12 protein-coding genes are annotated in these 9,934 nt (G+C 70.9%); 7 read left to right on the forward strand and 5 right to left on the reverse strand.

Annotated features, from left to right (window positions below):
• The first annotated feature begins 64 nt into the window (after nucleotides 1-64).
• Nucleotides 65-991 (forward strand): hypothetical protein, encoded by a 927-nt coding sequence (locus tag BLW17_RS17835; protein ID WP_052176454.1) that lies wholly within the window; start codon nucleotides 65-67, stop codon nucleotides 989-991.
• A 59-nt stretch (nucleotides 992-1,050) separates the two neighbouring features.
• Here BLW17_RS17835 and BLW17_RS11930 read toward each other — a convergent pair whose 3' ends face one another.
• On the reverse strand, nucleotides 1,051-1,479 hold the full coding sequence (locus BLW17_RS11930) for a protein tyrosine phosphatase family protein (protein ID WP_036734321.1): 429 nt from the start codon (nucleotides 1,477-1,479) through the stop codon (nucleotides 1,051-1,053).
• Nucleotides 1,480-1,656: 177 nt separating this feature from the next.
• The gene (locus tag BLW17_RS11935; protein WP_036734319.1) at nucleotides 1,657-2,526 is read right to left on the reverse strand and encodes a 3-hydroxyacyl-CoA dehydrogenase; all 870 of its coding nucleotides are present in this window, start codon (nucleotides 2,524-2,526) and stop codon (nucleotides 1,657-1,659) included.
• Nucleotides 2,527-2,709: 183 nt separating this feature from the next.
• Between BLW17_RS11935 and BLW17_RS11940 the strand changes: the two genes are divergently transcribed.
• Nucleotides 2,710-2,952 carry a BolA family protein gene (locus tag BLW17_RS11940; protein ID WP_036704664.1) on the forward strand — a complete coding sequence of 81 codons (243 nt, stop codon included), beginning with the start codon at nucleotides 2,710-2,712 and terminating at the stop codon, nucleotides 2,950-2,952.
• Between the two features lie 73 nt (nucleotides 2,953-3,025).
• A complete protein-coding gene (grxD, locus tag BLW17_RS11945) occupies nucleotides 3,026-3,388 on the forward strand; it encodes a Grx4 family monothiol glutaredoxin (protein WP_036704661.1) in 363 nt (120 codons plus the stop codon).
• A gap of 70 nt (nucleotides 3,389-3,458) precedes the next feature.
• Here the strand turns inward: grxD and BLW17_RS11950 are convergent, their stop codons facing one another.
• A complete protein-coding gene (locus BLW17_RS11950) occupies nucleotides 3,459-4,187 on the reverse strand; it encodes a phage holin family protein (protein WP_036734317.1) in 729 nt (242 codons plus the stop codon).
• A gap of 4 nt (nucleotides 4,188-4,191) precedes the next feature.
• Nucleotides 4,192-4,644, reverse strand: coding sequence for an ElaB/YgaM/YqjD family protein (locus tag BLW17_RS11955; RefSeq protein WP_036734316.1), 453 nt, complete (start codon nucleotides 4,642-4,644; stop codon nucleotides 4,192-4,194).
• A 141-nt stretch (nucleotides 4,645-4,785) separates the two neighbouring features.
• Between BLW17_RS11955 and arsC the strand changes: the two genes are divergently transcribed.
• The 4 genes from arsC (at nucleotide 4,786) to BLW17_RS11975 (ending at nucleotide 9,115) form a co-directional block, all read left to right on the forward strand.
• Nucleotides 4,786-5,163 carry an arsenate reductase (glutaredoxin) gene (gene arsC, locus BLW17_RS11960; protein WP_036734315.1) on the forward strand — a complete coding sequence of 126 codons (378 nt, stop codon included), beginning with the start codon at nucleotides 4,786-4,788 and terminating at the stop codon, nucleotides 5,161-5,163.
• Between the two features lie 81 nt (nucleotides 5,164-5,244).
• On the forward strand, nucleotides 5,245-5,937 hold the full coding sequence (locus tag BLW17_RS11965; protein WP_036734313.1) for a 4'-phosphopantetheinyl transferase family protein: 693 nt from the start codon (nucleotides 5,245-5,247) through the stop codon (nucleotides 5,935-5,937).
• 134 nt (nucleotides 5,938-6,071) lie between these two features.
• Nucleotides 6,072-7,874, forward strand: a complete 1,803-nt coding sequence (locus tag BLW17_RS11970; protein ID WP_036734311.1) for a Hint domain-containing protein — start codon at nucleotides 6,072-6,074, stop codon at nucleotides 7,872-7,874.
• 14 nt (nucleotides 7,875-7,888) lie between these two features.
• Nucleotides 7,889-9,115: a glycosyltransferase gene (locus tag BLW17_RS11975; RefSeq protein ID WP_036734309.1), complete on the forward strand. Its 1,227-nt coding sequence runs from the start codon at nucleotides 7,889-7,891 to the stop codon at nucleotides 9,113-9,115.
• Here BLW17_RS11975 and BLW17_RS11980 read toward each other — a convergent pair.
• The gene (locus BLW17_RS11980) at nucleotides 9,054-9,818 is read right to left on the reverse strand and encodes a WecB/TagA/CpsF family glycosyltransferase (protein WP_074826689.1); all 765 of its coding nucleotides are present in this window, start codon (nucleotides 9,816-9,818) and stop codon (nucleotides 9,054-9,056) included. The genes BLW17_RS11975 and BLW17_RS11980 overlap by 62 nt on opposite strands.
• Nucleotides 9,819-9,934 lie beyond the last annotated feature (116 nt).

The following is a 9,934-nucleotide window of genomic DNA, read 5'->3' on the forward strand; positions in this document are numbered from 1 at the left end:
GTAAAGAGGCGACATCCGGGGTGGCGACAGCCGCCTCGCGACGAACCTATGAAAGGGAATTGAGATGATTCGGATGCTTCGGACCTCGGCTGCGACGGTGGCCGCGACGTCGATCCTCGCGCTGCCGCTGATGGCGCAGACCGCGCCGGTGGTGACCGCGCCTGTCGCGCCGCCGCCGGCGGTGACCGCGCCCGCAACCCCGGCGGGTCCCCCGGCGGTCACGGCCCCTGCCACCCCGGCCGCGCCTGCCGTGACGGCACCAGCGCAGGGCGGGCTGCCGGCCGCGCTGACGGCGCTCGGCATCACCGACGCCACCGCGACCGCGGGCCGCAAGGGCGGGCAGCGCGTCGAGGGCACGCTGCCAGGCGGCGGCGCGTTCCAGGCGATGGTCGATCCCGCAGGGGCGCTGCGGATGATCCGCACGACCGACAACGCGGCGCTGCCGGCCCCCGTCGCCCAGGCGCTGATCCCCGAGGCGGTGCGCAACGCGCCGATCTTCGCCGAGTTTGCTCGCGTCGAGGGCATGGCGCAGGGCGACGAGGGGGTGATGGTGTTCGGAGCCGACACGGCGGGCGAGCCGCTCCGCGCCGGGTTTGCCGCCGACGGGACGCTGCAGCGCTTCGGTCGGGGCGAGATGGAGGGTCATAAGCACGGCAAGGGCGACCACGGCCGCAAGGATGGCGACCGGAAAGACCGCGGCAAGGGCCACGGGAAAGAGATGCACGGCAAGGAGATGCGCGGTGACAGAACCGGCCCGCGCGGTACGCGTCCCTCTGGGATGGACGGGATGGGTCAGCAAGGCGCGGGCCAGCCGGCGCCGCTGGACGATGCGGCGGTCAACCGGGTGCTGACCGAGGGCGGCTATACCGCCGTCGGCGCCATCACCCGCAACGGCCCGCGCGTCGAGGCCAAGGCGACCAACCCCGAGGGCGAGGCCGTGACGGTCACCATCAACCCGCGCGGCGTCGTGGTACGCGAACTCGCCCGCTGAGCCGCACGTCAGACGATCGAGGGCCGTCCCGTCCGGGGCGGCCCTTTTTCATCATGATTTCAAGAGAGATAGCCGGCAAGGCCCGAAAGATCGTAGCCGGCGCGGGCCGCCGTCTCGAGAATCTCGGCTCGCGGTCGCCGGCCCGACTGGCTCAGCGCCCAGGCGCTGGCCGACCGGGTGCCGGAGCGACAATAGGCGAGGATCTTGTCGCCGGGTTCGGCGCCTTGCGCGGCCTCGTCGATCAGGCTGCCCAGCCGGTCCGCGAGCGCCGGGGTCAGCCCGCCGGGCTCGATGGGCAGGTAATGGAACGCCAGCCCGGCGGCCTGAGCAGCCTCGGCCATCCGGGCGCTCTGCAGCGCCGCCTCGATCTCGCCGTCGGGCCGGTTGTCGATCAGCGTCGTGAAGCCGGCGTCCGCCAGCCGCGGCAGGTCGGCGATGTCGATCTGGGGGGCGACGAAGATCGTGTCGGTCAGGCGGCGCAGATCCACGGTGGGCCTTTCTTTGTCGTCCTCGCTTATGGCGAGGTTGGCGCTACAGCGAGGTCACTGTGGCAAACCGTGCAAGGGTTTGGCAACCTTGGTCTGCGGAGCGTAGCATCTCGGTCGAAGGGCGAGACGCGACGCTGTCCGCCGATCGCGGCACATCCATATCTTACATAATACGGATTATCGAGTATTCGGTTCGGTCCTGCCGTAGCGATAGAACCCCTCGCCGGAACTCATCCCGAGCTTGCCCTTGTCCAGAAACTCGCTCTTCAGCCGCTGGGCGAAGGCCTGCGCCTTGGCGTCGCCGACCGCCGAGATGTGCCACGCGGTGTTCAGCCCCACCACGTCATAGATATGGAACGGACCCATCGGCGCGCCGGTTGCGATGCGCCACACCTTGTCGATGTCTGCGGGCTGGGCCACGCCGTCCACCCACAGCGCCGAGGCCGACTGCAGGAACGGCACCAGCATCGAGTTCAGCACATAGCCGGGCTGTTCCTTCTCGAGCACGATCGGCTCCATCCCGATGGCGCGGGCAAAGGCCGTCACCTCGTCGCGGACCGCCGGATCGGTGCCCTGATGGCCCATGATCTCGGCGACATTGTGCAGCCAGATGCGGTTGGCGAAATGCAGCGCGAGGAACTGCGTAGGACGACCCGTGGCCTCGGCCAGCGCCGAGGGCAGCAGCGTCGAGGAGTTGGTGGCGAAGATGGTGCCGTCCGGCGCCAGCCGGGCCAGTTTGGCGTAGAGGTCGCGCTTGATCTGCGGGTCTTCGGGGACCGCCTCGATGATCAGGTCGGCGGCCTCGACCGCCATAGCCAGGTCCGAGGTCAGCGTCAGCCGCGCGCGGGCAGCGGTCATCTCGTCGGCCGGCAGGTCCAGATCGGCCTGCATCTGGGCGGCGATCTGGGCGACCGCGCCCTCGGCCCGCGCCACCGCCTCGTCCGAGACGTCCTGCGCGATCACGTCGAACCCGTGGCGCGCGGCCTGCAGGGCGATCTGCACGCCCAGCACACCGGCGCCGATCACGGTCACGTTGCGGATGGTCATGGCCTTGCCTCCGTTGAATATCATATGATATTCATATATCATATGAACTGTCAGATTTCAAGGGTGGCGAGCGGAAGTCCGGCCCTGCCCCGCGCCGCGCGACCCCGTTCGCCCCTGCCCTTGCAGCGCCCCGGTCACCCGCTTAAGTCAGTCGGGATGTCTGCCGACCCGGAGGGATTGCCGATGGCCATGGAAGCCTATGAGATCGAAGCGCTGATCCGTCAGGCCTTTCCTGACGCTGCGGTCACGATCACGGACCTTGCCGGCGACGGGAACCACTACGCCGCCGAAGTGGTGGACGAATCCTTCCGGGGCCTCAACCGCGTCCAGCAGCAGCGGCTCGTCTATGCGGCGCTGCAGGGCAAGATGGACGGCCCGAGCGGCGCGCTGCACGCGCTTGCGCTGACCACCAAGGCGCCGGACTGACGCGGGCGCGCCGCGTCCAATTTCACCCGCCGTGCCGACGTGCGGCCCTACCACATCACGGGACACCCCTGCCATGACCGACATCCGCTCGCAGATCCAGGAAACCATCGACGGCAACGACGTCGTGCTGTTCATGAAGGGCACGCGCGAGGTTCCCCAGTGCGGGTTCTCGAGCCGCGTGGCCGGCGTGCTGAACTACATGGGCGTGGCCTTCCGCGACGTGAACGTGCTGTCGAGCGACGAGATGCGCCAGGGCATCAAGGATTTCTCGGACTGGCCGACGGTGCCGCAGCTCTACGTCAAGGGCGAGTTTGTCGGCGGCTGCGACATCGTCACCGAGATGACCCTCTCGGGCGAACTCGACCAGCTATTCGATCGGGCCGGCGTCGCCTATGACAAGGCCGCCGCCGAGAAGATCCGCGAAGCGAACAGCTGATCGCGCAGCGCCGAGCATGCGAAAAGGGCCGCCCGGTGGGGCGGCCCTTTTCCATTTGGTGGCTCGACGCTCAGCGATAGAAGCCGTCTGCGTCGTAACGATCGTCGTCGTCGTAATCCGCTTCGACGAAATCATACTCATCGTCGTCGCGGTGGCGCCAGCTTTGCAGCTTCGAGGCCAGCGCCACGCCCACGGCAAAGGCGCCCATCAGCGGCGGGATGGTGGCCGCGTTCGACTCCTTCACGCGCGACAGGGTGTCCCGCGTGTCGGCCAGGAACTGCGGCGTCAGCCCGACCCGGTTCGCCGCTTCGCCCGCGACGTTGCGGGTGAAGCCCTGCACCTTCGCCTCGGCGTCACGGGCGAACCCGTGCACCTTGGCCTCGGCATCGTCGGCAAACTTCGCGGCCCGATAGGACACGACGTCAACCAGCGATGCGACCCGACCCTCGACGTTGTCCACGACCTCGGTCGCCTTCAGCCGCGCCTTTTCCAGCGCCGCATCGGTGGCGAGGCTCACCCGCGCCTCGACCTCGGCGCGAAGCTCGTCGGTCGACGGCACCGGGTGCTTCACCGTCTTCGACATCGAGATGAGCACGACGCCGATGATGACAAACAGCAGGCCAATGGCGAGGGACGCCCCCAGCGAACCCCAGTGAAGGTGGTAGGCCAGGAACGTCCAGAGGGCGGCGACCAGAAACCCGGCGCCGATCAGCCCGACGACTCCGGCAGCGGCCTTCATCCCGGCGCGGCGACCCGCGTCGGAAAGGGCCAGCTGCATATTGCGCGCGTAATCGAACATCGGATCAGCGGCGGGCGAGGATCAGGCCGACCAGGAAGCCGACGCCGGCCGCGATGCCGAGCGCCTGGGCGGGCTTGCGGCGGACCATGTCGGACATCTCGTCGTAGTAGTCGCCGGCATACTGCGCGACTTCGGTCGCCTTGCGCTCACCCGCGCGGTACAGGCGATCGGCCTCTTCACGAGCGCGCTCGGCGTACTCGGCGCCCTTCTCCTTGGCGGCCTCGACGAACTCGGCGCCCTTGTCCTTGGCGGCGTTCGCCATGTCGGCGGCGGCATGCTTGACGTCGTCGGCGGCGCGGCGCGCCTTGTCGGCGGCGGTATTGTCGGTCGCCTCGTTCCAGGCGTCCTTGGCGTCGCGGGCCAGCTTGTCCACGCCCGACTTGACGTCGTCGGCGGTTTCGCGGGCGGCGTCCTTGACGTCTTTCTTCAGATCCGAGGCGGTGTAATTGTTGGCCATGGTGCGGCTTCCTTTCCCGATAGAGGGTTCGTTTCGTTGCGGTTCTTGAACGGCCGACTCTGGCGTTTCGTTCCATCGGCGTGACAAGTAATCTCCCTGTCGACGGCCCGACGCTGGGTCACGATCTGAAGGGACCTGACCATGACCGTGACGATCTATCACAACCCCCGCTGCTCGACCTCGCGCCGGGTGCTGGCCACGCTGCGCGCGGGCGGCGAAGAGCCGGAGGTGATCGACTACCAGCGCACCCCCCCGGACCGGGCGACGATCCGGCGCCTGATCGCGGACGCCGGGCTGACGGTGCGCGCCGCGCTGCGGCAGTCGGGAACGCCGTATGACGAACTGGGCTTGAGCGACCCGAGCCTCGACGACGAGGCGCTGCTCGATGCGATCGAGGCGCATCCGATCCTGCTCAACCGCCCGTTCGTGGTGACCTCGCGCGGCACGGTGCTGGCGCGGCCGCCCGAGCGGGTGCTCGAGATCATGGAGAACCCGCCCGCCCACGTCGCCGAGGCGTGAGTCTGCGCGCCCGCAGCGCCCCCCTGCCCGGTCCTCTGTCCGCACGGCCCGCGGGGCGGCGTGACGATGCCGCATCCCGGCATGGGTGACCCCGGCGCACCCTTCGACAGCGCCGCGCTCGCGCGGCTGATCGCGGCGCAGGATCACCCGTGGCTGGCGAAGCTGGCCGTTGCCACCGCCGACGTCGGGTCCACGCCTGCCCCGCTCTGGCCCGGCGAGGACGCCGCCGTCGTCCGCGCCGTCCCCCACCGCCGGGCCGAGTTCGCCGCCGGGCGGTCCGCCGCGCGCGCGGCCCTTGCCCAACTGGGCGAGCCGCCCGCGGCGATCCCTGCCGGGCCCGACCGCGCTCCGATCTGGCCGCGCGGTGTCGTGGGCAGCATCAGCCATGCCGGCGCGGTCGCCATCGCCGTCGCCGCGCGCATCGCGGACAGCGGCATCGCCGCCCTCGGCGTCGATGTCGAGCCGGACCGCCCGCTCTCTCCCGACCTGATCGGCGATATCGCGGACGACGCGGAAATCGCCCGTCTCGCCCCCCTGCCCCCGCCGGTCGCTGCGCTGCGGATCTTTTCGCTCAAGGAGGCCGCCTACAAGGCGCAGTATCCGCTGACCCGGCAGCTGCTCGGCTTCCACGACCTGCGGCTGACGCCCGACGGGCTGGTCTTCGCGCACGCGGTCCCGCCCTTTACCGCGGGGGCGCTGCTGCCGGCGCAGCAATGGGTCGGGGGCGGGCTCTGCCTCTCGCTCTGCCTGCTCGAGGTCGCGGACACTCCCTGACCGGTCGGCCCGAACCTGTCCAAAGTGATCCTGTCCAAAAGGTCAGGTGACTGGGGGGGCGGCCGCGTGATGTAGTCTTTCCGACTCCGCGTGTTTCCATTTTTTACCAGTTGGCCCCTCGAAAGGCAGTTTTCATGGCGCATCTTGTCGGAACCGTCGGCGACGACACGCTTGTCGGGACGCCCGATGACGACCTGATCGAGGGTCTGGCCGGCAACGACCGGATCGTCATCGGCGATGCCCCCGGCAACGACACGATCCTGGGCGGGGACGGCGGCGACACGCTCGACGCCAGCGGGCAGACCGCGGGCACCACCGTGACCTATTCCGGCGCGGGCGAAGGCACGGTCGTGCAGGGGGCGGACAGCGTCAGCTTCGCGGGGATCGAGCGGCTCAATCTCGGGTGGGGCAACGATGCCGTCACGGCGGCCGGCACCTCGGCCGGGATCGACGTGAACACCGGCGCCGGGGATGACACCATCATCGGCAGCGACGCCCGCGACACCATCGACGGCGGCGCGGGGAATGACCTGATCGACAGCGGCGACGGCGACGACCTGATCGAGAGTTCGACCGGCAACGACACCGTCCATGCCGGAGGCGGCGACGACGGGGTGCGGTGGGGCAAGGACGTCGACAACCAGACCGGTCACGACGTCCTTTACGGCGGCGAGACGGGTGAGACGAGCGGCGACGCGCTGAACGCGTGGACCTATGACGGGGTCGCCGTCGAGTTCACCGGCGCCGAGTCGGGCACGCTGGCCGACAACCACGGCAACACCGCCGAGTTTCACCAGTTCGAGCGCATCCTGACCGGCGAGGGCGACGACAGCATCGACGCCTCGGGCGCGGTGCTGACCGGCACGACCGGCGTGAACGTCCTGTCGCGTGAGGGCGACGACACGCTGATCGGCAGCGCCGGCGACGACACGCTGAACGGCGGCCACGGCGCAGATGTCGTCAACGGCGGCGCCGGCGACGACATCATCTCGCTCAACGGCAATCTCTACGGCGACCCGACGCAGCCCGACAACTCCGCCGATGTGCTGGTGCTGCAGGACGGGTCGGGCGACGACCGGGTGCTGGACTTCCGAGTTCCGGTCCGGCAGCCGGACGGCAGCATCGTCTCGACCGACCGGCTGGACGTCGGCGCGCTGCACGACGCCTCCGGCAACCCCGTCGATCTGGACGACGTGACGATCAGCGCGGACGGCGACGGCAACGCCGTCCTGACCTTTCCGAACGGCGAAAGCATCACCCTCGTCGGCGTCACCCCGGCGCAGCTCGGCAGTCGGCGGCTGCTCAATGCGATGGGCATTCCCTGCTTCACCGCCGGGACGCGCATCGCCACACCGCGCGGCGCGGTCCCGATCGAGGCGCTGCGCGCCGGCGACGCGGTGCTGACCCGCGACCACGGGGCGCGACCGCTGCGCTGGGTCGGGCGCCGGAGGCTGGGCGCCGCGGCGCTCGCCTCGGCCCCGCATCTGCGCCCGGTGCGCATCCGCGCCGGGGCGCTGGGGCCGGGGTGCCCGGCCGCCGACCTGACCGTGTCGCCGCAGCACCGGATGCTGGTGACCTCGCGCATCGCCCAGCGGATGTTCGGCACCGCCGAGGTGCTCGTCGCGGCCAAGCAGCTGACCTCGCTGCCCGGCATCTCGATCGACACCGAGGCGACCGAGGTCGAGTACATCCACCTGCTCTTCGACGACCATGAAGTCGTCACCGCCAACGGCGCCGCAAGCGAGTCGCTCTACACCGGGGCCGAGGCGCTGCGGGCCGTGGGCCGGGCCGCGCGCGCCGAGATCCTCGAACTGTTCCCCGCGCTCAGGCACGGCGTGCCCGGCGCGCCGGCACGACCGCTGGTCCGCGGCCGACAAGCCCGCAGCCTGGCTGCGCGTCATCTGCGCAACCTGCGGCCGCTCGTCGGGATGCACTGACGGGCGGGTCCGACATGGCCCGCCCCCTGCTGGTCATCTTCGTGACGGCCGAAGCCGCGCGTGAGGGCCGGCTGGTCCACCTCGACGACAAGTTCGTCGAGGGCATGGCGCTCTATTGCCGCGAATGGGACGGCCCGGTGCGGGTCGTCATGCCCGAGGCCCCTGCCCCGCCCCCGTTCAGTCACGCCCGCGATCCGACCGCGCTGGGGTTCGATCTGGTGCTGATGCCGCCCGCCACCCCGCCCGGGGCGCTGCTGCCGCCCGAGGCGGGGATGGTCCTCGGCTCGGCCGATTCCGCGGCGCAGCTTGGGTTGGCCGATCTCTGCCGGGCGCGCGGCGTGCCGCTGGTGTTCGGGATCGAATACACGCTCGGGACGCGGCTCAGGATCGCGCGGATGGACCCGGCGCGCAACGCAGCCCGGCGGCTCTGGTCGGCGGGCTGGAACCTGCGGCAAGAGCCGCGCCGCCGGGCCGCGCTCGCCCGTGCCGACGGGGTGCAGATGAACGGCTTTCCCGCGGCCGCCGCCTATGCGGGGCTGAACCGGCGGAGCCTGCTCTACCTCGACAACCGGATGACGGCGGCGATGATGGCCACGCCGGCCGAGATGGCGGCGCGGGCCGCCCGCCACGCCAGGCGGGCGCCGCTGCGGTTGATCCACTCCGGCCGGCTCGAACCGATGAAGGGGGCGCACCTCATCGCGCCGCTGGTGGCCGCGCTGGATGCGGCTGGAATGACCTACAGCCTCGACATCTACGGCGAGGGCAGCGTGCTGCCGGCCCTTAAGGCCGCGCTGGCGGCGCTGGGGCACCGCGCGGGCGGCAAGGAGCATGTGCGCCTCCACCGCCCCCTGCCCTTCGCCGACGGGCTGGTGCCGGTCTCGCGGCGCGAGGCGGACTTGTTCGTCAGCCTGCACACCCAGTCCGACCCGTCGTGCAGCTACATCGAGGCGATGGGCTGCGGCCTGCCGGTGGCGGGCTTCGACAACCGGATGCTGACCCCGCTGGTGGCGCGGTCAGGCGGCGGCTGGACGGTGCCGATGGGCGACGTGCGCGCGCTCGCCGCCCGGATCAGGGCGCTGGATGCCGACCGCGCGGCGCTCATGCGGGCGGCCGAGGCCGGGCTGGCCTTTGCCGCCCGCCATGATTTCGAGCGTGAGTTCACCGCCCGCACGGACCAGCTCAAGGCGATCTGCGATGCCGCGACCGCCAGGCGCGGCGGGCGTGGCCCGGCAGGATCATGAAGCCCCTCGCATAGCGCCCGGCGAGCCGGCGCGGATCACTCAGCATCCGCCACAGCCACTCCATCCGCGCTCGGCGCACGAGCCGGGGGGCGCGGCGCTGGTCCCCGGCGAGGAAGTCGAGCCCCGCCCCGATCGACGCAAACCCGACCCCCGGCAGGCGGCGGCGGGCGAAGGCGGCGAAGATCTCCTGCCGCGGCGCGCCGAGGGCGAGCAGGCACAGCCCCGCGCCCGACCGCGAGATGCGGTCGGCGACCGCCTCGGCCTCGGCGCCGGTCGGATCGAAGGGGAACCCCGGGGCATGGGTCAGGACGATGCGCGCCCCCGGCACCTCGCGCCCCAGCCGCGCGGCGGCGCGCACGAGGCTCTCGCCCCGCCCGCCGATCAGCGCCACGCCCACCCCCGCCGCCGTGGCGGCCCGGACCAGCGGCACCACGAGGTCCGAGCCGGGCACCAGCCCCACCGGCCGGCCGGAAAGGCGGGACAGCCACACCACAGGGTTCCCGTCCGCCACCACCAGATCATGCGCCGCATAGGCTGCGCGGAACCCCGCCTCCCGCCCCAGTTTCTCGAGGTGATCGACGTTCAGCGTCGCCAGCGCGAACCCCTGCCCCGCCTCAAGCCGCGCGGCGACCTCGGCCAGCAGGCTCGGGGCGTCGGCGTGGGTCAGCCGGACGCGCGCCCCGTCGGGATATGCAAACTCCACCTGCCCCTCCTCTCGCCCGGCGCCCCGGACCTGCATGAAAAGATAAGCCCGCGCGTCTATACTTGGCTCTGTCCTGCGGCCTATACTCGGGGCGTTGTAGTTGTTTGTTTGAATGA

It is taken from the genome of Paracoccus sanguinis (genome assembly GCF_900106665.1).
GTDB lineage: Bacteria > Pseudomonadota > Alphaproteobacteria > Rhodobacterales > Rhodobacteraceae > Paracoccus > Paracoccus panacisoli.